The sequence below is a fragment of the Vagococcus fluvialis genome, from assembly GCF_003337315.1.
GTDB lineage: Bacteria > Bacillota > Bacilli > Lactobacillales > Vagococcaceae > Vagococcus > Vagococcus fluvialis.
The window spans coordinates 181,887-206,833 of record NZ_QPJV01000001.1 but is presented as its reverse complement, the minus strand read 5'-3'; the positions used below and the strand labels follow the sequence as shown (position 1 = coordinate 206,833).

21 protein-coding genes are annotated in these 24,947 nt (G+C 31.8%); 16 read left to right on the top strand and 5 right to left on the bottom strand.

Going from position 1 to position 24,947, the window contains the following annotated elements:
• The first annotated feature begins 247 nt into the window (after window positions 1-247).
• Together DFR54_RS00975 and nagE are read left to right on the top strand one after the other, a co-directional pair.
• Complete coding sequence (locus DFR54_RS00975; protein WP_114288523.1) at window positions 248-1,102, top strand: PRD domain-containing protein; 855 nt, start codon at window positions 248-250, stop codon at window positions 1,100-1,102.
• Between the two features lie 3 nt (window positions 1,103-1,105).
• On the top strand, window positions 1,106-3,037 hold the full coding sequence (gene nagE / locus DFR54_RS00970; RefSeq protein ID WP_114288522.1) for an N-acetylglucosamine-specific PTS transporter subunit IIBC: 1,932 nt from the start codon (window positions 1,106-1,108) through the stop codon (window positions 3,035-3,037).
• Window positions 3,038-3,103: 66 nt separating this feature from the next.
• Here nagE and fabI read toward each other — a convergent pair whose 3' ends face one another.
• On the bottom strand, window positions 3,104-3,862 hold the full coding sequence (gene fabI / locus DFR54_RS00965) for an enoyl-ACP reductase FabI (RefSeq protein WP_086342992.1): 759 nt from the start codon (window positions 3,860-3,862) through the stop codon (window positions 3,104-3,106).
• Between the two features lie 175 nt (window positions 3,863-4,037).
• Between fabI and DFR54_RS00960 the strand changes: the two genes are divergently transcribed.
• From DFR54_RS00960 to DFR54_RS00940, 5 genes are read left to right on the top strand one after another with little or no spacing between them, the layout of a single operon-like run.
• Entirely contained in the window at window positions 4,038-5,534 is a 1,497-nt protein-coding gene (locus tag DFR54_RS00960) for an ABC transporter permease (protein WP_114288521.1), read from the top strand.
• 17 nt (window positions 5,535-5,551) lie between these two features.
• The gene (locus DFR54_RS00955) at window positions 5,552-6,226 is read left to right on the top strand and encodes an ABC transporter ATP-binding protein (protein WP_114288520.1); all 675 of its coding nucleotides are present in this window, start codon (window positions 5,552-5,554) and stop codon (window positions 6,224-6,226) included.
• Window positions 6,219-7,481 (top strand): PASTA domain-containing protein, encoded by a 1,263-nt coding sequence (locus DFR54_RS00950; RefSeq protein ID WP_114288519.1) that lies wholly within the window; start codon window positions 6,219-6,221, stop codon window positions 7,479-7,481. The genes DFR54_RS00955 and DFR54_RS00950 overlap by 8 nt, the downstream gene beginning before the upstream one ends.
• A 59-nt stretch (window positions 7,482-7,540) precedes the next feature.
• The gene (locus DFR54_RS00945; RefSeq protein WP_114288518.1) at window positions 7,541-8,203 is read left to right on the top strand and encodes a response regulator transcription factor; all 663 of its coding nucleotides are present in this window, start codon (window positions 7,541-7,543) and stop codon (window positions 8,201-8,203) included.
• A complete protein-coding gene (locus DFR54_RS00940) occupies window positions 8,200-9,624 on the top strand; it encodes a sensor histidine kinase (protein WP_114288517.1) in 1,425 nt (474 codons plus the stop codon). Before DFR54_RS00945 ends, DFR54_RS00940 begins: the two co-directional genes overlap by 4 nt.
• Window positions 9,625-9,668: 44 nt before the next feature.
• Here DFR54_RS00940 and DFR54_RS00935 read toward each other — a convergent pair whose 3' ends face one another.
• From DFR54_RS00935 to DFR54_RS00925, 3 genes are all read right to left on the bottom strand, one after another.
• Entirely contained in the window at window positions 9,669-10,616 is a 948-nt protein-coding gene (locus DFR54_RS00935) for a LacI family DNA-binding transcriptional regulator (protein ID WP_114288516.1), read from the bottom strand.
• 14 nt (window positions 10,617-10,630) lie between these two features.
• Window positions 10,631-10,933: a hypothetical protein gene (locus DFR54_RS00930; RefSeq protein WP_086342999.1), complete on the bottom strand. Its 303-nt coding sequence runs from the start codon at window positions 10,931-10,933 to the stop codon at window positions 10,631-10,633.
• A gap of 128 nt (window positions 10,934-11,061) precedes the next feature.
• Window positions 11,062-12,240, bottom strand: a complete 1,179-nt coding sequence (locus DFR54_RS00925; RefSeq protein WP_114288515.1) for an FtsW/RodA/SpoVE family cell cycle protein — start codon at window positions 12,238-12,240, stop codon at window positions 11,062-11,064.
• A gap of 269 nt (window positions 12,241-12,509) precedes the next feature.
• Between DFR54_RS00925 and DFR54_RS00920 the strand changes: the two genes are divergently transcribed.
• Window positions 12,510-13,670, top strand: coding sequence for an MFS transporter (locus tag DFR54_RS00920; protein ID WP_114288514.1), 1,161 nt, complete (start codon window positions 12,510-12,512; stop codon window positions 13,668-13,670).
• 125 nt (window positions 13,671-13,795) lie between these two features.
• The gene (locus DFR54_RS00915) at window positions 13,796-14,893 is read left to right on the top strand and encodes a Glu/Leu/Phe/Val dehydrogenase dimerization domain-containing protein (protein ID WP_086343002.1); all 1,098 of its coding nucleotides are present in this window, start codon (window positions 13,796-13,798) and stop codon (window positions 14,891-14,893) included.
• Window positions 14,894-14,938: 45 nt separating this feature from the next.
• On the opposite strand, the gene DFR54_RS00910 is transcribed toward DFR54_RS00915, so the two are convergent.
• The gene (locus tag DFR54_RS00910) at window positions 14,939-15,655 is read right to left on the bottom strand and encodes an HAD-IIB family hydrolase (RefSeq protein ID WP_114288513.1); all 717 of its coding nucleotides are present in this window, start codon (window positions 15,653-15,655) and stop codon (window positions 14,939-14,941) included.
• Between the two features lie 119 nt (window positions 15,656-15,774).
• Between DFR54_RS00910 and DFR54_RS00905 the strand changes: the two genes are divergently transcribed.
• The 7 genes from DFR54_RS00905 (at window position 15,775) to DFR54_RS00875 (ending at window position 24,938) form a co-directional block, all read left to right on the top strand.
• Complete coding sequence (locus DFR54_RS00905) at window positions 15,775-18,078, top strand: helix-turn-helix domain-containing protein (RefSeq protein ID WP_114288512.1); 2,304 nt, start codon at window positions 15,775-15,777, stop codon at window positions 18,076-18,078.
• 165 nt (window positions 18,079-18,243) lie between these two features.
• Complete coding sequence (locus DFR54_RS00900) at window positions 18,244-19,209, top strand: asparaginase (RefSeq protein ID WP_114288511.1); 966 nt, start codon at window positions 18,244-18,246, stop codon at window positions 19,207-19,209.
• 23 nt (window positions 19,210-19,232) lie between these two features.
• On the top strand, window positions 19,233-20,594 hold the full coding sequence (locus DFR54_RS00895; protein WP_114288510.1) for an aspartate ammonia-lyase: 1,362 nt from the start codon (window positions 19,233-19,235) through the stop codon (window positions 20,592-20,594).
• 24 nt (window positions 20,595-20,618) lie between these two features.
• A complete protein-coding gene (locus DFR54_RS00890; protein ID WP_114288509.1) occupies window positions 20,619-21,800 on the top strand; it encodes an NAD(P)-dependent malic enzyme in 1,182 nt (393 codons plus the stop codon).
• Window positions 21,748-23,157, top strand: a complete 1,410-nt coding sequence (locus tag DFR54_RS00885) for a class II fumarate hydratase (protein ID WP_114288508.1) — start codon at window positions 21,748-21,750, stop codon at window positions 23,155-23,157. Before DFR54_RS00890 ends, DFR54_RS00885 begins: the two co-directional genes overlap by 53 nt.
• Before the next feature lie 111 nt (window positions 23,158-23,268).
• On the top strand, window positions 23,269-23,949 hold the full coding sequence (locus DFR54_RS00880; RefSeq protein WP_227288912.1) for a response regulator transcription factor: 681 nt from the start codon (window positions 23,269-23,271) through the stop codon (window positions 23,947-23,949).
• On the top strand, window positions 23,946-24,938 hold the full coding sequence (locus DFR54_RS00875; RefSeq protein WP_114288507.1) for a sensor histidine kinase: 993 nt from the start codon (window positions 23,946-23,948) through the stop codon (window positions 24,936-24,938). Before DFR54_RS00880 ends, DFR54_RS00875 begins: the two co-directional genes overlap by 4 nt.
• Window positions 24,939-24,947: the final 9 nt, after the last annotated feature.

The following is a 24,947-nucleotide window of genomic DNA, read 5'->3' as shown; positions in this document are numbered from 1 at the left end:
AGATTAAAATATTGATTTATTAGGTTTTAATAGTTTTATAAAAGACCATTAAATAAAAAATGTTTTTTATAAGGTTGACAATTTTAACTTATGTGGTTAAGATGAATTTATTATTAATAATAGTTTCATGTGACTAGATAATACTAGGCATGGAAGAATTTTGGTGGGATAAGTGCATCCTATTAAGATTGTTCCATGCTTTTTTGTTGTTTAAAGCATGAAACCCTTCTTAAGAAGAGGAGTCGTTATGAAAATTATAAAAGTATTAAATCAAAATGCTGTTCTAGTTCTTGACGAAGAACAAGAAAAAGTAGCTGTTGGAAAAGGTATTGGTTTTAACAAGAAGAAAAATGATTTAATTTTTCAAAAACAAGTTGAGCGTTTATTTGTAATGGAAGCAGAAGGGCAACAAAAATTGCAAACTTTGCTAAGTCAAATAGAAGAAAAATTCTTTTTCGCAGCTGAGGAAATAATTGATTATGCAGAAACAGTCCTAATGGAAAAATTAAGTGATCACCTATTAATAGCTTTATCAGATCATTTATCTTTTTCTGCTGAAAACATTTCAAATGGAATTTTAATAAGAAATAAATTACTTAGAGAAATTGAGGTCTTGTACAATGAGGAATTTGCCATTGCTCAGTGGGCGGTAGAGTATTTGAATAATTCTCTTAATGTACCTTATACCTATGATGAAGCTGGATATATTGCGATTCATATTCATAGTTCGAGAAGTGGTCATTCGAATAATAATAAAAGTATTCGTGAAGTTACAATTGTCTCAGCCATCATTCAATTAATCGAGAATGAACTGGGAGTGAATATTCACTCAAAAGAGATGTTATTAAACTATTCAAGATTAGCTAATCATTTAAGATTATTACTTCATCGTTTTGAGAGTAATCAATATGCAGTACTTGATGAAGAAATTCTTGAAATGGTAAAAGGAAAATATCCTGAGAGTTATAACATTGCTAAAAAAATTAGAGTTTTGCTGATGAAGACTTATCAATTGTCTATTACAGGTGAAGAGCTAGGTTATTTGGCCATTCACATTGAAAGATTAAGATTAGCTTCGGAGCATATGGAAAAGGGAGAATAACACATGAAAGCATATATGCAAAGAATGGGACGCTCTTTAATGTTGCCAGTAGCAACATTACCAGTAGCGGCTTTGTTTATGGGAATTGGTTACTGGATCGACCCAAGTGGATGGGGCGGAAATAGTATTTTTGCAGCCTTCTTAATTAAAGCAGGAGCAACTATTTTAGATAATTTAGGTATTTTATTTGCAGTTGGTTTAGCTTTAGGGATGTCAAAAGACAAAGATGGTTCATCAGCTTTAGCAGGTTTGATTGCCTTTTTAGTACCAATGCAATTATTAGCACCAGCTACAGTAGCGATGTTTACAAAAGTTGATGTTGAAAATGTTAATATTGCTTTCCAAGCAATTAATAACAAAAACGTATTTATCGGTATTTTAGCAGGTTTAATTGCTGCTGAGATGTATAACCGTTTTAACAATGTAAAATTACCAATGGCGTTGTCATTCTTTAGTGGTAAACGTTCAGTTCCGATTGTAACAGCGGCAGTTATGCTTGTTGTATCAGCAGGTTTAATCTTTGTGTGGCCTCCAGTTTATAATGCTTTAGTAGCATTTGGCGAAAGTATTTCTGGTTTAGGTGCACTTGGAGCTGGTCTTTACGGATTCTTTAACCGTTTATTAATTCCTACAGGTTTACACCACGCACTAAATAACGTATTTTGGTTTAATATTGCTGGAATTGATGATATTGGTAAATTCTGGGCAAGTGAGGGTGTTAAAGGTGTAACTGGTATGTATCAAGCTGGTTTCTTCCCAGTAATGATGTTTGGTTTACCAGCAGGAGCTTTAGCAATTTATCAATGTGCTCGTCCTGAAAATAAAAAAGCAACAGCTTCATTAATGATGGCTGCAGCTTTCGCTTCATTTTTTACAGGTGTAACAGAACCTTTAGAATTTTCATTTATGTTTGTGGCTTGGCCATTATATGTTGTTCATGCAGCTTTAACAGGTATTTCAATGTTTGTTGCAGCAACATTCCATTGGACAGCAGGATTTAACTTTAGTGCAGGATTTATTGATTTTATTTTAAGTTTACGTGTGCCAATCGCTAACAAACCATACATGTTATTATTATTTGGTTTAGTAATGGCAGTTGTTTATTATGTAACGTTTATGTTTGTGATTAAGAAATTTAATTTAATGACACCAGGACGTGAAGAAGTTAGTCTTGAAGATGTAGCTGATGTTTCAGGTAGTGGCTCTGATAAATTTGCAGTGTTAGCAGCTAAGTTATATGAAAACTTAGGTGGTGCAGCCAACTTACAAACTGTTGATAATTGTACAACTCGTTTACGTTTAGCAGTTAATGACACAAGTCGTATTGATACAAACAAAATTAAAGCAACGGGAGTTCCAGGCGTTAAAGTAATTGATGGTAAGAATATTCAAATTATTGTTGGAACTGAAGTTCAATTTGTGGCAGATGAATTAAGTAAAATTCATCAAGCTGGTGGATTAACTGCAAGTGATAACAAAGAAAATACAATTTATGCAGTAGCAACTGGGAAAATTATTCCGATTACAGAAGTATCAGATGATGTATTCTCAGCAAAAATGATGGGTGATGGTTTTGCAATAATTCCTGAAACTGGTGATATTTATTCACCAGTTGATGGTGTTGTAACAAGTATCTTCCCAACAAAACATGCTTATGGTATTAAAACTGTTCATGGGCTTGAAGTCTTAGTTCATGTTGGTATTGATACAGTTAACTTAAAAGGTGAACCTTTTGAAGTATTTGTCAATGAAGGGGATAAAGTTTCTAAAGGAACAAAACTTTGTCACGTTGATTTAAAAGCTTTAGAAGGAGCCAATAAACAAAGTGATGTTATTGTTGTCTTCACAAATCAAGATAAAGTAGCTGACATGTCTCTTAATATGCAATCAAATGTGAATGCTAATGATTTGATAGGTCAAGTTAAAACAAAATAGTTAAAAGAAAAGAGGTTGACTAAAAGTCGACCTCTTTTTGATTTGCTGCGACAACCTCTGTTTTCATTATGATAAGTGTGTTCCTTTATCTACATAAATTAAATCACCAGTAATACCAGTTGATAAATCACTCATTAAGAAGGCAACTGTGTTACCAACTTCTTCAATCGTTACTTGTTTACCAGCAGGTGTTCTAGTTGCAGCATCATCTAGAAGTTCACGGAACCCTTTAATCCCAGATGAAGCAAGTGTTTTAATAGCACCTGAAGAAACAGCATTCACACGAATATCTTGCTCAGCTAAATCATGTGCTAAATAACGAACTGAAGCTTCTAATGAAGCTTTTGCTAATCCCATAATATTATAATTGCTAACGGCACGACTTGAGCCAATATAAGTTAAAGTTGTAATGCTACTTCCTGGATTTAAAATTTTACGAGCTTCACGAGCTACTGCGATTAATGAAAATGAGCTAATTTCATGAGCAATACTAAAACTTTCGCGAGGGGCATCTGTAATATCTCCTTCAAGTGCTTCTTTTGGTGCAAAAGCAATTGAGTGGATAACGCCATCAATGTTACCAAATCGTTCTTTGATTTCAATAAATGCTTTTTCTATATTATCATCAGCGGCAACGTCACATTCTACTGTGGCATCATTTTCGTCGATTAATCGATCTAATTGTTTTTTGACACGATCATTTTGATATGTGTAGATAACTTCTGCTCCACATTTTTTAAGTGCTAGGGCACATCCCCATGCAATACTTGATTTATTGACAACACCCATTAAAACAATTTTTTTACCTTTTAATAATGTATTCACTATATCACTCTCCTAAATTATGACTAAATCTATTATATATTTTTTTTGTGAAAATTAACAGAGAAATAGTTTGAATATCAAACTATTTTTTCATTTAGTGCTTACGTTAGCTTTACATTAACTTCATATTGGATTGGTAGATTACTCATATCAAGTAATTAGGAGGAACAAACTCATGAATTTTATTAAAAGAGGCTGGCTAAGTCTCACTAGAAGAAAAGGCAAAGCAATCATTTTATTTACGGTTATTTTTATTTTAGGAAATGTTATGGCAGGAGCTGTTTCAATTAGACAGGCAAGTAGTAATGTAGAAAAAGTGATTAAGCATCAACTAGGAAGTAAAGCAACAATCGATTTAGATTTTAAAAAAGTAGAAAAAGAATTTCAAAAAGATGATAAGTATCGAGTAAAAGGATTAGATACTGAACTTATTAATAAAATTGGAAATTCTGAATATGTTAAATATTACGATTATAATTTGTCAGTCATGATGGGAAAAGGAGATCTAAAACCCTTTGTATCTGAAAAAGAAGGAAATGCTGTAATGAGCTCAGTTGCAGGTGGTGGCAGTGGCGGTTCAGATTTTACGTTAAAAGGTGTTCAATATAATGAAGTACTTGATTTTAATGAAAAAAAAGCACAATTGATTGATGGCCGAGTATTTACTAATGAAGAGATTGAAAAAGGAAATAAAGTAACAATAATTTCTAAAAAAGTAGCAGATGAAAACAATCTTAAAGTTGGAGATAAAATAGTTTTACCTAATGAAATTTACGATTATTCTAGTGGCTATTCAGAAAATAGTGAACCAAACACGTCAAGAGATTTAGTATTAGAAGTTATTGGAATCTTTGAACCTACAAATGTTGAGCCAAAAGAAGGAGAAAAAGATGAAGATGGCAATATGCAAATGGATTTCTTTAATACCATGTATCAAAATACCATGTATGTCCCCAATCTAGTTGCTAAAGGTGAAACTGATTTTCAAAATACAGAGTTCTCAAAAATATTACCTGAAGAAATGCAAGGTAACCAAGATGAAATGTATAGTCCAGTTTATATATTAAAAAATCCTGAAATGAGTGACTCTTTCAAAAGTGAAATAGAAAAATTAATCCCAAGTCCGTATAAGTTAAATAGTTCTACAGACGAATACGATTCGATTGCCGCTCCAATAAAATCAATGGAAAAATTATCAACTTATGTGTTGATTGCTGCAATAGGTGCTTCTTTATTAATTGTAAGTCTAGTTGTTTTGCTGTTTCTACGTGATAGAAAACATGAATTTGGTGTTTATCTGTCCTTAGGTGAAAAAAGAGCACGTGTTATCGGACAAATTATTTTCGAAGTAATTACTATAGCTATTTTAGCTTTGGGGTTATCTGTTTTTAGTGGGAATATGTTGGCAAGTAGTTTGTCAAACTCAATGGTTCAAAGCCAAATAGAGGCGCAAATGGAGAAAGAGTCAAATGAAATGGGAACAATGTTTTTAAGTGACCCAGGAGAAAAAACTAAAGTAACAGAAGAAGATGTTTCAGAAGCTTATAAGGTTAATTTAACACCAAGTTACTTAATGACATTTTTCTCTTTAGGAATCGGAACAATTCTAGGGGCAACTATTGTGCCTATGGGCTACTTAATGCGACTTAATCCTAAAAAAATAATGTTATAGAAAGAAGGAAGCTAATAATGGCTATTTTAAAAACAAACGACTTAGATTATTACTATCAAGATGGGGATCGTAGAAGGATGATTCTAAAAGAAATTGATAGTACTTTTGAAAAAGGAAAATTTTATACAATCATTGGAGAATCAGGCTCTGGTAAAACAACTTATCTCTCTCTTATTAGTGCCTTAGATGAACCGAAAAAGGGACAAGTTCTTTTTGAAAATGAAGATATAAAGCGAATTGGTTATGAAGAATATAGACGAAATAAGATTGGTATTATTTTTCAAAGTTATAATCTAATTCCTTACATGACTGCAGTGGAGAACGTATTACTCCCAATGTCAATTACAGATAATAAACTACCAAAAGATAAAAAATCAGTAGCTTATAACTTGCTTGATTATATTGGAATTGTTAAAGGTAAGGCAGACCGAATTGTAACACATCTATCTGGTGGAGAACAACAACGGGTAGCAATCGCAAGAGCTTTAGCAACGAATGTTGATATTATTTTAGCAGATGAGCCAACAGGTAACTTAGATGAGGGAATGGCTGGAGAGATAGTTTCTATTTTTAAAGAGTTAGCTCATATTCATCAAAAATGTGTCATTGTTGTCACGCATTCTCAAGAAGTAGCTGCTCTTTCAGATGAAATATTTTATTTAAAAGAAGGGAAATTAGCTAGTTATGAGTGATTTTTTATCTAATTTTGATTCAAATAAAATGGAAAAAAATTCTGATAATGTTGTAGAAGAAAAACAGAGAAGAGTCTCGCAGAATAAAAAGTATGAAAATGAAGAAACAGAACTAGACCCAGAATACCTTAAGAAAAAGAAACGACAGAAACTGATTTTAATTTTACTGACTATTGTTCTATTAGCTGTTAGTGGACTAACCTATTATCAAGTTAGCTATGTAACAATGCCTAATTTTAAAGGGAAGAGTTTGAGTGACGCTCAAAAATGGGCGACTCAGTATAAAATAAAAGTGAGTACAGAGGATGAGTTTAATGAAAAAATAGAAGTTAATAGTATTATTAAACAATCTAAAAAAGAGAAGAAAAAAATAAAAAAAGGGAGTAGTGTAACTTTTTTTGTTAGTAAAGGGGCTAATCCAGATGATAAAATCACCTTACCTAATTTTAAAGAGATGAAACAATCAGATGTAGAAAAATGGATTAAGAAAGAGCAATTAGAAAGTATGGTTGTTGTTGATGAATATAGCGAAACAGCTCCTAAAGGTTCATTTCTTAGAGAAGAGCTTTCAGAAGGTGTAGACCGAGAAAATTTTAGCCGTAAAGATAGCGGGAAATTAATATTTTCAAAAGGGAAAGAAGTTTATCAAAAAGATATATCTGTTCCAGATTTCAAAGGGAAAACTCAATTAGAAATAGAAAACTGGGCTAAAAAAAATGAAGTAGAACTTGAAATAAAAAAAGTTAGTTCAGAGTCAATTCCGCTTGGTCAAGTTGTTGAACAATCCATTAAAGAGAAAGAGAAAATAGCTAAAAAAACAAAACTAACTGTTAATATTTCAGCTGGAAAAGGAGTCAAAGTACCTAATTTTGCTAATTTAACGAAAGAAAATGCTATGACTCAAGGAAAGTTGCAAGTCACAGTAGAAGAAAGATTTAATTTAGATATTCCTTATGGTGAACTACTTAGCCAATCTTTAGAAGCTGAAACAGAATTAACTGAAGAAGATGACTTAAGTATTAAAGTCATGTACTCTGCGGGAAAACCTTATTTAAAAGATTTATCAGGGCAAAATGAGGGAGAATTACAAAAATACTTTTATGATAAATTTAGATCAAAAGGAGCTAATATTTATTATGTTGTAAATTATGTGAATTCTGATGCTCCAAAAGGCGAGATAGTTAGTATGGATACATCAAATACGTTCCTACCTTTAGAGTACACAGTGACAGTAAATGTTAGTTTAGGTTATTAAAAGCATATCAAACAATGGTATAATAAATGAAATATATAGTGTAAGTAGGGAGTTTTCTTATGGATTATCAAATATTATTAATAGAAGATGAGAAAGTAATTGCTCAAGCCATGACAAATTTTTTAATTAGAGAAGGCTATGGTGTTACCTCTGTTTTAAGTGGTGAAGAAGGATTAGAAGCATTCAAGAATAGTGAGTTTCATTTGATATTACTAGACATGATGCTACCGGGTATAAACGGCGAGCAAGTTTTAAAAAAAATAAGACAAACCTCGGATATTCCTATATTAATTATTAGTGCCTTAGATGATGAGTTGATTCAACTGGATGCCTTTGAACAAAGTGTTGATGATTATGTTGTAAAACCATTTTCTATGAATATTTTAGTTCATAAGATTGCTTCACTTCTTAGACGTGTTTACGGTGAGCAAAAAGAAAAGATAGAATATCTTCAAATAAAATTAGTTCTTAATAATTACGAAGTCTTTTTTGATAACGAAATAGTTGAATTAACTGCTAAAGAATTTGAGATTTTACAAACAATGCTATTAAATCCAGGAAAAGTATACTCTAGAGAAGAATTATTAACTCTTATATGGGGATATGATTATTTTGGAGATAGTCGAAATATAGATGTCCACATAAAAAATATCAGAAAGAAAATTCCAATTGATTTTATTAAAACGATTAAAGGAATTGGATATAAGGTAGAGCGTTTATGAGTCAAAAACTATATATCAAAATAAAAAAACAAATTCAAAGCCTACCTTTGTATTGGAAAACTTGGTTTATTACAACCTTAACTTTGATAGCTACATTAATTATTTTCTTTTTAGTCTATTCAACTTTTGCTACTAAATTTTTAGAAAATAACCAACAAAAGAAATTTGATAAAACGGTTAATCAAATTGTTGAAGAAATTGAGAAAAACGGAATTAATGAAGAAAAATTAAATCAATATTCGCTTGAGGGATATTCGATTTTTATTTCATCTAATAACGAACTAATTTACCCCAATTATTCGAATGCTTTATCAACAACAGCTACAGAAAGTTCTACGCTGAGTAATGTGATTCAAATTGGTCCAGCAACCTCAATTAATAGTTTTGAAAATGGAAATTCTAGTTTAAGTACAAGCAAAAGAATCCTTTATAAAAATATATGGTTATCTCTAGATGTGTATTATCCTGTTGTGGTTAATTCAAAAGAAATAAAAAGTATTTTAATAGATACAACACCTTATTTTGTGTTAATCGGGATTATCGTTTCTTTTGGTATCTCATGGATTTATTCTAGGTATTTTGTCGCTAAAATTAATAAATTAAACTTACTTGTACACGAGATGTCTACAAGCTCCGTCAGTAAAGAGTACGTAAGTCAACCAGGTGATGAGATTCAAGAATTAAAAAATAATGTTTACTTTATGTATCAAGAATTACAACAAACAATGGCACAACTTAATATTGAAATGAATCGAGTTAAAAAATTAGAAGAAGACCGACAAATTTTTATGAGAGGAGCAACCCATGAACTTAAAACACCTATTATGGCTATGATGACAACTCTCTCAGGTATGATAGAAAATATTGAAGGTTATGAAGATCAAGTCTATCATTTAAGTCTTTGTTACAATCGGCTTCAAAGTATGAGTCGATTAGTAAATGAAATGTTAGAAGTATCAAGACTTGAGGAAACAGTTTTTTCAGGAGAAACTGATATTAATAAACTAACCCTTGATGTCTTAGAAGTTTATGAGTATATGATTCAAGATAAGGAAATAGAATTGGTAGTAAGTCAAGGTAAAGAACAAAAGGTAAAAATTCCAGAAAGAGCTCTCCAAAAAATTATTTCTAATTTAATTGGTAATAGTGTAAAGTACAGTCCACCTAAAAAGAAAATTTCTATATTAAGTAACAATCATGTTTGGCAAATTAGTAACCATGTAAACCATATTGAGAAAATGGATTTAAAATCAATTGCAGATCCTTTTATTTCTTATGATGTAGAGGAGGAGGAATATGCTAAAAGTCATGGTTTAGGTTTATATATTGTTGTTTCTTTATTAGAGCAATATCAATATCCGTACCATTTTGATTTAGATAATGAAACTAAAGAATTTGTATTTCAGATTAAGATGAAATAAAGAGAAGGGAATATGACTTGTTTTTGTCACATTTCCTTCTCTTTTTATCTTTTAATAAACTGGCAAGCTAATTTTTCATGGCCTGTATTGTGATGTAATAAATGAGTAACTGACTGTCTACCAATCTCTCTTAAATTAAAATCAACGGTGTTAATACCTAGAGTAAGACCGATTAATTGATTATCCTCACCAATTAAGTAGTAGTCTTGGTTTAGAGTAAAACCATTTTCTTTAGCAGCTTGGAAAATACCAGCTGCAATTTCATCACCGTTACAGTAAATCACCATTTTTTCTTGATACGTATTAAATAGTTTTTTTGCCAAATTATAACCGTCCGTATAGTTAAAAATATAAGGAATTAATGTTTCTTCAATTTTTTGATTTGGAAAATAAGATTTAAAAATTGAGGTTTTAATTTTTGTACTTAAACTAGTTTCTTCTGTTCGGTTAACTGTCATAAAAATATGTGTCACATCTTTTAAGTTAGAAATATGAGAAAAGACTTCGTGATACATGGATTCTCTATCAGGATAAACAGCTGGAATACTATCAACCGTCGTCTTCTCAGTCGTAACAATTGGTCCGTACTGACTAAGATCCTTTAGGAAATTGTCATCATGAGTTTTGGAAGTCACAATTATACCATCAACTGTTTTATCCCGAAGTAATGTATAGTAATCTTTTTCAAGTTCTTTATTGAAATAAGTAGGAAGCATCAAAATTTTTTTATCTTGTTTAGTTGCTTCTTCTAAAACACCTTCAACTAATTGGTCGTAACAAGAGTTTCTCGTATAGGGAACAACAAGACCAATTATATTACTTTCTCCATTACTTAAATTTACTGCGTTTCGATTTGGCGTATAATCTATTTTTTCCATAACATCTAAAACTCGTTGTCTTAGTTCTTCAGAGACGTAAGGATGATTATTAATAACCCTTGAAACAGTTGTTGTTGAAACCTGAGCTTCTTTTGCGATCTTTCTAATACTCATTTGAAAATTCTCCTTTAATTAACTAATGCTAACATATTTCTTTCTAGTAGTTTACCAAAAAGAGTGATTGTTTGATTACCATACTCTACAAATTTGTAACTTACATCTTGATAATTAAATGAAATTTCTTCAGTTGAAAAAACTGTGTGGGTTCTAAAATCTTCCATTTCAGATAAAGGAATCATCATATTCAAAGGTTTCTTTCCATTGGTACGATCTTTCAAATATAAAACTTGTTCCTCTAATTCAATAGTAACAAAATAAAATGCTAAATCCAGTCCGCGGCTTACCTCTACTAATCCATAAATGTCTGTCATGTGAATCTCTCCTTCTTGTTTTGTTTAATGTAGCTGCATCATAAAGTATGAAACGCGTACCATAGCAAGAGAAAAGATTTTTTATTTTAAAAAATAAAAGAGGCTGACGTTTTGGTCAGCCTCTGAAATTAACTCATTGTTAAAGCAAGTGTATATATTTTTCTTCTTTTTTCATCTGCACTAATATTTAAAACTAAACCAATTAATATGGATAGCGTTAATAAGTTTGAACCTCCGTAACTCATAAATGGAAAAGGTACACCTGTCATTGGAATAAATCCTAAAATCCCACCTAAGTTAACAAAGACTTGAATTAAAATCGCTGAACCAGTACCAATGGCAATTAAAGAATTAAAACTTGAAGATGCTTGAATACCAATAGCAAATATTCTTAAAATTAGAAATAATAAAAGTCCTAAGATAAGAAATGATCTTAATAAACCAAGTTCTTCGATAGTTACAGAGAAAATAAAGTCTGTTTCTGCAACTGGTAAAAAGCCTTTTTTCTGAATACTTTGGCCAAGACCTAACCCAAGCCAACCACCATTATAAATGGCATAATATGAATTAACTAACTGGAAGCCATTTCCTAGTTGGTCTGAGAAAGGATCTTTAACAACAGAAAAACGGTCATAAACGTGAGCAAATTTACCAGGGATTAGCCAACCATCTTTAAACATGACTAATTGAGTCATGATAAAGGCAAAGAATCCAGTGATAATCCCTCCAACCACCATGTATAAATAAGGAATTCCACTTGAAAGTAAAATGACTAAAAAAATCATTGTTAAGATAGCTGCACCACCAACGTTGGGTTGAATAAAAACTAATAAAATTAAGACTCCTACAATAATACTAGGTGCTAAGACTGTTTCCTTAAAGTGAGTTCCAATTCGATTTTGCCGGATAGAAAAAATATAGGAAGAGTAAATAATAATAGTAACCATTATAAACTCTGAAGGTTGAATTCGAATTGGTCCAATATCAATCCATCTCTGGGCACCACCAATTGTTTCACCAAGACCAAGAACTGAGGTTGCAATTAAGATAGTCGCAGAAGCTCCGATTATCATTTTGTTAAAGAACGAGGTTTGATATATTTTTAAGTTTGTTCTGTAAATGATAGTTATCATAATAATTGAAACCACAAAGAAAAATAATTGTTTTGATGCTATCGAAATAGAACTCATACCTTTTTGATCAAGATTATATGAACTAGCACTAAAAATCATAATAATACCAGTGATATTAAGAATTATATAGGGAATTAAAATTTTAAAATCAATTAATTTAAATTTATTTATCATGTAATTAAAAACACTCCTTTTAAATCAAGTTTAAGTTTAACATAACAATCATTAAGTGACGAGTGTTTCCAAGAGATACTTTTTTTAAAATGTATATTTTTAATAAAAATTAATCTTTTTCAAATTTATTAAGAAAACCTCCTTTTTTTCTTAACATAATGCGCCAAAAGAAGATGCGTATCTAAAATGATTATGGTAAAGTTGATTTGACTGTTTTACGAAATAAAAATTAACTATTATAAATTTCTGAATGAGAAAGTTGGCCTAGTATGTCGCAAAAAGTTAGTAAAATTACGCCTTATGCTGTTTTATCTATTTCATTAATCTTAACTAGTGGGATGGCAATCAATGGAACATTGCCTTTTATTAAAGAACAATTATCTTTGACACAAACGCAAAGTGAGTTATTAGGAACGATACCTAGTCTAACTGTATTTTTATTTGTACTTTTTTCAAATGTATTAATCAAAAAAATGGGGATGAAACGACTAGTTTTATTCGGTTTAGTTCTAGTAGCAATAGGCGGAACATTGCCTGTTATTGCTTCAAATAATTACTATTTGATTTTATTCAGCCGATTAATTTTAGGGGCTGGTTTAGGTTGCTACAATTCTTCATCGGTTAATTACATCAATGAATTATTTACTGGTAAACAGCGAATGAATCTACTTGGAATGAGAAATTCAATGGAGAGTATTGGCCAGATGCTTTTAACCTTTTTATCAGGATTTCTACTAACTTTTGGTTGGTCTTATTCTTATTTGATTTATCTATTTGCTTTACCAATAGCGCTATTATTTTATTTTGTGGTCCCTGAGGTAGAAAACGAGGAAGAAGAGGTTAAGGAAAAAATTCGCCCTAGTTTATTATCTATTGGTTCTGTTTTATTTGCATCAGTCATGGTAATGAATAGCATTGCCATTGCAGTAAGATTTCCAGGACTTGCAGTAGATATTAAGGGATTAGATTATAACGCATCTTTTTATCTAGGCTTAATGCCAGTTCTAGGTATTTTGTCAGGATTTTTATTCCAGCAAATTACTTCAAGAATAGAGCACCGTATTCTATATGTAGCAGTATTTATTAATATGTTAGCTAATTTATTAATTGCAGTAGGTCGCATGTCTTTTATCTTATTAGTTGTAGGTTTACTGATTTCAAGTATACCTGTGGCATGGGTATTGCCTTTTCTGTTTAATCATATTGAGCAAATTGCAAAAGGAATCAGTACAAGAATGTTAACTTCATTCATTTTCTTAGGTTGTAACATTGGCGTTTTAATTGCACCAGTGTTGATGAGTATCATTTCTAAAATAGGTGGCTCATCAGATTTGTATTTTCCTTTTTATGTCTTTACTGTTTTTTTCCTAATTTTACTCATAGGTTTAATCTTAGGTTTTAAAAAATATACTAAAAAAGCATCTCATTAAGAGTTGCTTTTTTTAATTAAAATAACATGAGAATAAGGAAATCTCTATTTGTTCAAAAAACATAAGCATGCTAAAATTAAAATAGAAAGCGTTTTCTTAAAGCTTTTCTATAAGGAGGAATTCAAATGGATTTATTTAAAGAAATGGAACTTTATAATTACGAACAAGTTATTTTTTGTCAGGATAAAGAATCTGGTTTGAAAGGAATTATTGCGATTCACGATACAACCCTAGGACCTGCTTTAGGCGGTTGTAGAATGTGGCCTTATGAAACAGAAGAAGAAGCGCTTAGAGATGTATTAAGACTATCTAAAGGAATGACTTATAAAAATGCTGCAGCTGGATTAAACATCGGTGGAGGGAAATCTGTTATTATTGGAGACCCTAAAAAAGATAAAAGTGAAGCGTTGTTTAGAGCAATGGGACGTTACGTTGAAAGTCTAAACGGTCGCTACATTATTGCTGAGGATGTTGGAACAACAGAAGAAGATATGAACTATATGTACTTAGAAACAGATTATGTAACTGGAAGTACAGCAAGTGCCGGAGCATCTGGTAATCCAAGCCCTAAAACGGCACTTGGTATTTATTATTCTATGAAAAGAACTGCCAAAGAAGTTTTTGGAACAGATTCTTTAGAAGGGTTAACAATAAGTGTCCAAGGTGTTGGTAATGTAGCTTATGAATTATGTCGTTTAATCCATGAAGAAGGTGGAAAATTAATTGTAACTGATATTAATCAGGAAGCTGTTAATCGAGTTGTTAATGATTTTGGTGCTCAGAGTGTTGGAGTAAATGAAATTTATGAAGTTGAAGCAGATATCTTCTCACCGTGTGCATTGGGAGCTATTTTAAATGATGACACGATTCCTAAATTAAAGGTTAAAGCAATTTGCGGCTCAGCAAACAACCAATTAGCTGAGGGTAAAAAACACGGTAAAATGCTAGATGAACTTGGTATTCTTTATGCACCTGATTTTATAGTTAATAGCGGTGGAGTTATTAATGTAGCAGATGAACTAGGTGGTTACAATGAAGAACGAGCAATAAAAAAAGTGAAAAATATTTATGAACAAATGGGACGAATCTTTACTATTGCTAAAGAACAACAAATTACAACAATGGAAGCAGCGAATCATTTAGCAGAAGAAAGAATTTCTCAAATGTTAAACATTAGAAGTACTTTTTTAAGTAGTGAAAAATCATCTATTTCAAAAAGATAAGAAAAAGCTCTAAAGCAAAAATAGTTGCTTTAGAGCTTTTTAACTTTAGATAAGACTTAGAATAGCTGATGGAACTTCCGTTTGAGTGATGTAAGTAGCATTTTTGATATCTGAAACTAAATTTCCAACAACAAAATTAGTTTCAGCTACTTCAAACATTGGTAAGTCATTCGTATCATTACCAAACATGGTAAAACTTCCTGGTATATTTAAACTTTCAAAAGCAGATCGTTTTGAAATATTGGTAGGTGATAAGTCGATTAACTCCTCAGCACCATGAAAATTAACAGCGATATCGGCTTTTTCTAGTTTTTTAATAACTTCACTATCTGTTGTAAACAAAACGGCTTTAACTAAACAATCAAGTTCTGAGATATGAACATTATTTGCTGTTTTGAGAGGGTCTATGCCTAAATAAAGTGGATGAGTTGTGTCTCCTTGATATGAGTAATCCCACTGACTATCTAACATATAGCTTAGATCATAAGTTTTGATGATATTTGTAATTAAATCAACCTGCTCTTTATTAAATTCTGTTGTTTTAATCAAATCTTTTTGTCTAGTGAAAGCACCATTTCCACCGACTAAATCAAATGAATGAAATTGAGTAGGCAATACAGGTAGCATATCACGAATCGGTCTTGCAGAAGCGAAGACAACTTGACGAGACTTGCTTAATGTTTCTATAGCATGAGTGACCTCAGCAGTCATTTTCTTACCTTTAAAGATGGTTGTGCCATCTAAATCAAATACGACAGTCATATAAAAACTCCTTTTTAGTTGAATAGTGTTATCCTACATAAAAAAATGACTAAATGCAATGGAGTAATTAAACCTAAAACGTTATACTAGACATATTAAATGAGCAAAGTGGGGATTCTATGGCAAATCATCATGCGTTATCAGTTAAACTAATGGAAATTAATTCGTTATATATTAATGAAAATGATCGTAATGCATTTAGCATTTTTTTTGCCATTAAAGGAAACTTTTTGTGTAAAAAAATAAATGAAGAGTTTGTGTTAATGGAACATGATTTTATAATAAATAACAGCTCTGAGTCTATGATTTTTTATAAGCAGTCTCATCAAAACTCCTTATTACAGTTAAAATTTTATTTTTCTGAAGTTGAAAAAATTATTGGGGAAGATTGGCGGCCGTATTTTAGTGATGATCGTTTAATTTATATTAATGAAGATGAGAAGACGATTTTAACTGAAAATATTTTTAGATTAGTTTTAGATTATTCTGAATACGGAATTAAAGACCAACCTTTTGCGACTATGAATCGATTATTTAGCTTTTTAGAACAGCTTAATAAGATCGTTTTAATTGAAAAACAAAGTGACCAAATGACTCATTTTTTAGTTAGTGAACATCCAAAAGTGATGTCAGTTATCCGCTATGTGGAAGAATTTTATAATCGAAGAATAAGTCTTAATGAAATTGCCAAAAGAGAATTTTTGTCTGAAGCTTATTTATCGAGGTTGTTTAAAGAAGAAACAGGCATTAACTTTTCTGAGTATGTTGATTCTGTTCGTTTACAGCATGCTGTTGATGAACTAAGAACATCTAAATTACCGATTTTAACGATTGCTTTAAATAATGGATTCTCTACGGCAAAGCGTTTTTCCACTCTTTTTAAAGAAAAATATGAAATGACACCTAATCAGTACCGGAAGCAAGCTGTTAGAGAAGAAAATAAAGTTATTGCTAGGGAAGAAAAAAGAGAAGACTACGAAGTTATACCAGAAGATGAGATGCTTCAAATTATTGCTCAGTATATGTTAAATGAAAATATAAAGAATGAATCTGATGAACTGCCAACTCAATATAATTTATCAGTTGGTAGTGAACCATCGAAAACCTTAATAAAGCCAGAAAAAATTATTAATATTGGTTATGCAGAAAAAGGTATTTCAGAGGATGTTAGAGAGCAAATTAGATTACTTCAAGAGAAGATTTCTTTTGAATACATTCGCTTTTTCGGTTTATGTGAAGAGGTTGCTAATCAGCATCATATTATTATGGATAAATTTGTAAACAATCATCGTTTATTTACTTTTATCCACGAAATGCGTCTAAAACCAATTATTGTCTTAGAAGTAAAATCAAATACAACACCAGAAAGCTGGGAAAAAGAACTTCGTAATTTACGAAAAATTATTCAAGGATACGTTCATTTTGAAGCGAGCTTTAAGTTTGGATGGTATCTTGAAATTAGGTTACCAGAAGACTCTGAAACATCAGAAAACATGATGTACTATCATTTTGCTTCTAAGTTTTTAAAAAATAATTTCACTACTGGATTTATTGGACTGACGGTTTCTTATAAAGAACAAGATTCTTTCAAAGAAATCTATGAATGGTCTGTAAAACATGGTCATCAGCCTGATTTTATCTCCTTTAATTACCGAGATTACGCAGTGAAGAGTAAACGTCATGAAACAGAATATATGGCCTTTATTGAAGAATTAGATGAATTGAAAATCTGGTTAGAAAAAATTGAGAGTAGACGAGTACCAGATATTATGGTGACTGAATGGAATATTATTGCCAGTGATAAACAAGTTTTAACTGGCTCCTTCTTTAGATCAGGCATTGTGATGAAATCTTTAGTGCAACTATCAACACGAGTTAGAAGTGTTGGTTTTTGGTTAAATTTAGAAAGTGAAAATAATGTAAGCGAAAATAAAAAAGGTTCTAACTTATCTATCTTTTTACACGGTTCATTAAGAAGACCTTTATTTTTTGTATTGACTCTTTTTGAGCGAGTAGGAGACCAAATTATTTTAGAAACAGATAATTTCTTATTAACTAAGAAATTTAATTCCTGCTATTTACTTTTCTACAATTATTATTATTTGAATCCAGCTGATACGGCCTATCAAAATCTTTGGAAAACATCCCAAAGAGAGGCTATTTTTTCTTTCAGTGATTTAAAGAAAGGGAAATACTTAGTGAAACGCTTTTTACTAGATAGCAATCATGGAGGTATTTATAATCAGTGGCTAAAAGCTGGTGGCATAATAGAGATGGATACAGATATTCAAGAGTATTTATTTCAATCTGTTGTCCCGGATTTTCAAGTGAAAGAGATTGAAATTGAAGATGGGCGTTTAGAAGAAAAAACGTATTTAGAAATAAACGCCTGTTATTTGTTGATAATAAATCGGATCACTTAGGATAAACTATGTGAAATATCAAAAAAAGACCTAAGTATTTTGATTTGTGATTGGGTTAGCTAGGTAAGTAGTAGATTTGAACCATGAAATTAATAAAATAGAACACGACAGAGGTCATAAGAAAGCTTATGATTAATGTGTGGAAACGTATAAAGAGGTGCGCAAGTGAAAAAAGTTTTAGTATTACACACAGGTGGAACAATTTCAATGACTCAAGAAAAAGATGGTGCTGTCGGTTTGTCAGCAAGTCATCCTTTAAAGGAGAGTATGGATTTAATACCTGATAATGTAGAAGTTGTGGTAGAAGAAATATTTAACCTTCCTTCTCCTCATATTACACCAAAGGAAATGCTTTTATTAAAGAAAAGAATTGAGAAAGCTCAAACTCAAAATTTTGACGGAGTTGTAATAACTCATGGTACGGATACTTTAGAAGAAACAGCTTATTTCTTAGATATTTCATTTAAAAAAGAAATAGCAGTTGTTTTAACTGGAGCAATGCGCTCAAGTAATGAGTTAGGTTCTGACGGCCTTTATAACTATGTTCAAGCAATTATTACAGCCTCAGATGACAAATCAAAGGATCAAGGTGTTTTAGTCGTGATGAATGATGAAATTCACGCTGGACGATTTGTGACAAAAACTCATACAACAAGTGTAGATACCTTTAGAACGCCGACATTTGGACCGATTGGTATTTTATCAAAACGCCAAGTTATTTTCTTAAAAGAAGTAGTTGAGCATCATGCATTAAATATTGAATCAGTAGATGGTAAAGTTATTTTATTAAAAGCTTATGCTGGTATGGATGCAATGTTGTTTGATGTGTTAAAAGAATCTCGAGTAGATGGTGTTGTGATTGAGGCATTAGGAGCAGGAAATCTGCCACCACAAGTCATTACAAGTTTAAAAGAATTAATTGACTCAGGAATTCCAGTTTCATTAGTATCACGCTGTTCAAATGGAATTGCAGAAGATATTTATGATTATGAAGGTGGTGGAATTCCACTTAGAAAAATGGGAGTTATGTTTGTGAAAGGTCTGACAGGACCAAAAGCGAGATTGCGCATGCTCGTTGGAATCAATGCACGTTTATCACATCATGAATTACGTCAGTTTATGACAGAATAAGATAAATAAAGGGGATAATTCACATGATGTATCGTATAGAAAAAGACAGTGTAGGAGAACTTGAAATACCAGCGGATAGTTATTACGGGGTCCATTCTCTACGCGCAAAAATCAATTTTCCAATTACTAATCAAACTTTAGACAAAGACTTTATTATTAGTTTAGCTCAAGTAAAAAAATCAATGGCCTTAGCAAACCAAGAATTAGAATTATTATCTGATGAAAAGGCTAATGCGATTATTAAAGCCAGTGATGAAATAATTAACGGTAAGCTTCATGATCAATTTATTGTTGATCCGATTCAAGGTGGAGCAGGAACAAGTAGTAATATGAACGTTAATGAAGTTATTACAAATAGAGCAATCGAACTTTTAGAAGGTGTCAAAGGTGATTTTTCTATTGTACATCCAAATGATGATGTGAATAAAGGTCAATCAACAAATGATGTGTATCCAACAGCAGGTAAATTAACTTTACTTAAAAAGATTCCATTATTAATGGAAGAGTTAGAAAGATTAGCAGAAGTATTTGAGTTAAAATCAATTGAATTTAAAGATATTCAAAAACTTGGTAGAACACAACTAAGTGATGCTGTGCCAATGACTTTAGGTCAAGAATTTCATGCTTATTATTCAGTAACTAAACGAAATATGAAACGCTTGTCTCATGTAAGACAAGAGTTATTAGATATAAATTTAGGTGGAACGGCAATTGGAACAGGTATTACTGCTCATAAAGATTTATCAGAGACAGTTTTACCTTATCTAAATACTATCACCGATGAAGAATTAGAGATTGCAGATGATTTAGTTGATGGAACTCAAAATATTGAGCAATACGTCGCCTTATCAGATACACTAAAAGTTATTGCTATTAGCTTATCAAAAATTGCTAATGATATTCGTTTACTTTCATCTGGACCAAATTCTGGTTTAGGTGAAATTATGATTCCGGCAAGACAAAACGGATCGTCTATTATGCCTGGGAAAATTAACCCAGTTATTCCTGAAGTCTTAACACAATGTGCTTTTGTTGTTATGGGAAATAATACAATTATTGGATCAGCTGCTGAAGCTGGGCAATTAGAGTTAAATGCTTTTGAACCAGTTGTTTTTCATAAACTATTGGAGTCATTTCAAGTATTAACAAATGGAATCGGTACATTTATCGATCACTGTGTAACTGGTATTGAAGCGAACGAAGAAAGATGTTACGACAACCTTGAACGTAGTACTTACTTAGCAACTGTTTTATCTGAAATAATTGGATATACAAAAGCTGCTGAAATTGCTAAAGAAAGTTTAGCTACAGGCCAAACAATTAGAGAAATTGCTGAGGAACAAGGAATTTCCATTGATGGAAAAAATGTAGTAACAGTTAAATAGAGAAAAAATTGGGAGAGTTGACATTTGGACGTAAAACAACAAGCATTAGAGGCTCACGAAAAAAATCGTGGAAAATTAGAAATCAGAAGTAAAATGAAGGTAACTAATAATGAAGAACTAGCTTTAGCTTATACACCAGGAGTAGCTGAACCATGTAAAAAAATTGCAGAAAATCCAGAAGATAGTTACAAATATACATCTAGGGGAAATATGGTAGCTGTCATTTCTGATGGCACAGCTGTACTAGGTTTAGGTGATATTGGTCCAATAGCTTCCATGCCAGTTATGGAAGGAAAATCAATTTTATTTAAAGAATTTGCAGATATTGATTCTTTCCCATTAGTGATTAAAGAAACCGATCCAGAAAAAATGGTTGAGATCATTGCTTCATTAGAATATAGCTTTGGTGGTATAAACTTAGAAGATATTTCAGCACCTCGTTGTTTTGAAGTGGAAGAAAAGTTAAAAGAAAGACTTGAAATTCCCGTTTTTCACGATGATCAACATGGGACTGCTATTGTAACTGTTTCAGGTATTATTAATAGTTTAAAACTTGTTAACAAAGAGTTTGCTGATTTAAAAGTAGTGTTAAATGGACCAGGTGCTGCAGGAACTGCCATTATTAAATTACTCCAAGAATTTGGTGTTAAAGATATTATTGCGTGTGACCGTGAAGGCGCACTTTACCCAGAGCGTGAAGGATTAATTGATTTGCATAAAATGGATTTAGCTAACACAACTAACCCAAGACATATTAAAGGGGATTTAGCTGAAGCGATTAAAGGCGCGGATTGTTTTATCGGCGTATCTGTTGCGGGAGCTTTAAAAAAAGAAATGGTTAAAACAATGGGCGAAAATCCAATTGTATTTGCTATGGCTAACCCTGTTCCTGAGATTATGTACGATGAGGCAATCGAATCAGGTGTAAAAATTATGGGAACAGGTCGATCAGATTTTCCAAATCAAATTAATAATGTCTTAGCATTCCCAGGTATTTTTAAGGGAGCGTTAAGTGTTCGCGCTAATCAAATCAATGAAGAAATGAAAAAAGCAGCAGCCCTTGCAATTGCTGATTTAATTACAGAAGAGGAGTTAACAACTGAATATGTGATTCCAAACCCATTTGATAAGAGAGTAGCTCAAGCTGTGGCTGATGCTGTGGCTAAAGCCGCTATTAATTCAGGTGTTTCAAAAGGAGGTTTATAGATTGAGTTATCGAATTGAAAAAGATTCAATTGGAGAAGTAAAAGTCCCTCTTGAACATAAATGGGGCGCTCAAACAGAAAGAAGCCGCCAAAATTTTAAAATTGGTAACCACCGTATGCCTCTTGAAGTCGTTTATGGTTTAGTTGAAATTAAACGAGCAGCTGCAATTGTGAATTATAACTTTGATAAATTATCAAAAGAAAAATCAGAAGTTATTGTTTCTGTTTGTGATGATATTTTAGCTGGGAAATGGGATGATGAGTTTCCTTTAAAAGTTTTTCAAACAGGAAGTGGTACTCAAAGTAATATGAATACAAATGAAGTAATTGCTCATTTGTGTGAAGAAAAAGGAACCTTGATTCATCCAAACGATGATGTTAATATGTCTCAAAGTTCTAATGATACTTTCCCAACAGCGATGCATATTGCTGCGCTACAAAGCTTACAACCTTTAAAAGCTGAGCTGGATAATTGGATTACGCTACTTTCTTCATTAGAGGAAGCTAATAAAGATATTATTAAAATTGGTCGTACTCACTTGCAAGATGCGACACCTTTAACATTTGGTCAAGAAATTAGTGGTTGGAAAACGATGATTATGAAAGCTAAAGAATTTATTGAAGCAAGTAGTGAACCGCTTAATCATCTAACAATTGGTGGGACAGCAGTTGGAACTGGACTTAATGCACCAGCTGGTTTTGATATTCAAATGGCAGCAGAAATTGCCAAAAATACTAACTTACCATTTGAAACAGAAGCTAATAAATTTTACGGCTTAACAAGTTACTCTGGTATTTCATTTGCTCACGGTGCTATTCGTGCATTAGCCAGTGATTTAATGAAAATAGCTAATGATATTCGCTGGTTAGCCAGTGGTCCAAGAGCTGGACTTGGTGAAATTACAATTCCAGAAAACGAACCAGGTAGTTCAATTATGCCTGGAAAAGTTAATCCGACACAAGCAGAGGCTTTAACAATGGCCGTTTGTCATGTGTTAGGGAATGATACAACTATTCAGTTTGCTAGTAGCCAAGGTAACTTCGAACTAAATGTCTATAAGCCAGTTATTATTTTTAACTTCTTAGAAAGTGTTAATCTAATATTAGATGCAATGACTTCATTTAGAGTAAATTGTTTAGTGGGGGTAAAAGCTAATGTTGAAGCTATGACATTAGGAGTTGAGCGTTCGTTAATGCTGGTAACAGCCTTGAGTCCTTATATCGGATACGAAAAATGTGCGATTGTAGCTAAGTTAGCTCATCAAGAGAATCTTTCGTTAGAAGAAGCCGTTTTAAAACTAGAATTTGCCACTAAAGAAGAATTTAACAACTGGGTTAGACCAGAAACGATGATTTAATAAATAATTAATGAGGTACCAAAATATTTTCTGATTGAAAATATTTTGGTGCTTTTTGCTTATTATTAAATAATGTATACTAAAAGAAAGAAGTTACTTAGGAGATCAATAATGAAAATTTTATTAATTGAAGACGATACAAAATTACGAGAACTAACTAAAATACATTTAGAAAAATATGGGTTTGTAGTTTTTGCTATAACTAATTTTGATTCTATAGTTGATACATTTAAAGAAGTAGAACCGCATCTAGTTTTAATGGATATTAATTTGCCGATTTATGATGGTTTTTACTGGACAAGACAACTAAGAAAAGTAACTAAATGTCCAATTATTTTTCTTTCAGCAAGAGATAGCCAAATGGACCAAGTAATGGCTTTAGAGTATGGCGGGGATGATTATTTAGTAAAGCCTTTCTCCTACGATATTTTGCTAGCTAAAATAAAAAGTCATTTACGTAGATCTTACGGCGAATACTCTGATTTAAAAGAAGAAAGAACAATAAAAAAAGAACAACTTATTTTTTATCCAGAAAGACTAGAAGTTCATGTTCTAGAAAAGCAAGAACTTCTCTCACAAAAAGAAGGTCAACTACTGGAAATTTTAATGGAATCTTACCCTGAAGTGGTATCAAGACAAGATTTATTAAGTCAAATTTGGGATGATGAACATTTTGTAGATGACAACACCTTATCCGTTAATATGACAAGATTAAGGCGTAAGTTAGAACAATTAGGATTAGCTGATAGCATTCTAACAGTCAGAGGAAGAGGGTACCGATTATTATTATGAGATATACAAAAAGCCTTCTTTTTTTCATTAAAAATCAACGGATATACTTAATTAGTTTTTTTGTTAGTACTTTGTTTATCCTTGGCATCATTTGGTTAGATGGATATAGAAATAGCTGGTTGCTTGTCTATGCAGTCGTTCTTAATATCATCATAAGCATTGTTTTTCTATTAGTTACTTTTTATAGACAAAGAAGTTTGTACCAAGTTTTACAAAATGAAAGGAAAAAAGTTCCTTTTGAAGTAATCCAAGAAGATGAAAGCCGCCTTTCTAAACAAGTTTTTAAGCAAATGAATCAGCAATATACAAATTATCATGAGGAAATATCAACTCATAAAGATTCCTTAGCAGATCATCAAACTTTTATGTATCAGTGGGTTCATCAGATGAAAACGCCAATTGCCGTATTAGAGTTAATGGCAGAAGGCAATCATCTTGAAAAAAATAGCGTTCTTGAGGAGACTGATCGCTTAAAGGAGGGATTAGACCTAGCTCTTAATATGGCTCGTCTAGAGTCCTTTAATCAAGATTTTGTTATTAATCAAGTGGATTTAAAAAAAGTAGTGACTAAAGTTATTAATGAGCAAAAAAGAAATCTCATCAGACATCAAATTTACCCTAAAATTACGATTAATGAAGACTTAAAAATTGAATCAGATGAAAAGTGGCTTAGTTTTTGTTTAACTCAAATCTTATTAAATAGTGTTAAATATACTGAGTTAGAAGAAACTAGATTGTTTATTGAAGTTGAAGAAACTAGAGATGTGATTAGTCTGACGGTTACTGATTTTGGTATGGGGATTACTCAAGAGGATTTACCAAAAATATTTCAGCCTTTCTTCACAGGTAAAAGAGGAAGAAAATCGAGAGAAGCGACAGGGATGGGACTGTATCTAGTCAAAAAAGCTTTAGATAAATTAGATCATGATATTACAATTACCTCAGTTGTTGGAGAGGGTACAGTTGTCAAAATTAGTTTTGACAAGTAAGGAGAAAAA

Coding starts and splice junctions, on each gene's coding strand:
- DFR54_RS00950 (WP_114288519.1), top strand. CDS start 6,219: ATGAGTGATTTTTTATCTAATTTTGATTCAAATAAAATGGAAAAAAAT.
- DFR54_RS00960 (WP_114288521.1), top strand. CDS start 4,038: ATGAATTTTATTAAAAGAGGCTGGCTAAGTCTCACTAGAAGAAAAGGC.
- DFR54_RS00905 (WP_114288512.1), top strand. CDS start 15,775: ATGGCAAATCATCATGCGTTATCAGTTAAACTAATGGAAATTAATTCG.
- DFR54_RS00920 (WP_114288514.1), top strand. CDS start 12,510: ATGTCGCAAAAAGTTAGTAAAATTACGCCTTATGCTGTTTTATCTATT.
- DFR54_RS00915 (WP_086343002.1), top strand. CDS start 13,796: ATGGATTTATTTAAAGAAATGGAACTTTATAATTACGAACAAGTTATT.
- DFR54_RS00955 (WP_114288520.1), top strand. CDS start 5,552: ATGGCTATTTTAAAAACAAACGACTTAGATTATTACTATCAAGATGGG.
- nagE (WP_114288522.1), top strand. CDS start 1,106: ATGAAAGCATATATGCAAAGAATGGGACGCTCTTTAATGTTGCCAGTA.
- DFR54_RS00925 (WP_114288515.1), bottom strand. CDS start 12,240: ATGATAAATAAATTTAAATTAATTGATTTTAAAATTTTAATTCCCTAT.
- DFR54_RS00940 (WP_114288517.1), top strand. CDS start 8,200: ATGAGTCAAAAACTATATATCAAAATAAAAAAACAAATTCAAAGCCTA.
- DFR54_RS00935 (WP_114288516.1), bottom strand. CDS start 10,616: ATGAGTATTAGAAAGATCGCAAAAGAAGCTCAGGTTTCAACAACAACT.
- DFR54_RS00895 (WP_114288510.1), top strand. CDS start 19,233: ATGATGTATCGTATAGAAAAAGACAGTGTAGGAGAACTTGAAATACCA.
- DFR54_RS00885 (WP_114288508.1), top strand. CDS start 21,748: ATGCTGTGGCTAAAGCCGCTATTAATTCAGGTGTTTCAAAAGGAGGTT.
- DFR54_RS00945 (WP_114288518.1), top strand. CDS start 7,541: ATGGATTATCAAATATTATTAATAGAAGATGAGAAAGTAATTGCTCAA.
- DFR54_RS00875 (WP_114288507.1), top strand. CDS start 23,946: ATGAGATATACAAAAAGCCTTCTTTTTTTCATTAAAAATCAACGGATA.
- DFR54_RS00975 (WP_114288523.1), top strand. CDS start 248: ATGAAAATTATAAAAGTATTAAATCAAAATGCTGTTCTAGTTCTTGAC.
- DFR54_RS00880 (WP_227288912.1), top strand. CDS start 23,269: ATGAAAATTTTATTAATTGAAGACGATACAAAATTACGAGAACTAACT.
- DFR54_RS00930 (WP_086342999.1), bottom strand. CDS start 10,933: ATGACAGACATTTATGGATTAGTAGAGGTAAGCCGCGGACTGGATTTA.
- DFR54_RS00910 (WP_114288513.1), bottom strand. CDS start 15,655: ATGACTGTCGTATTTGATTTAGATGGCACAACCATCTTTAAAGGTAAG.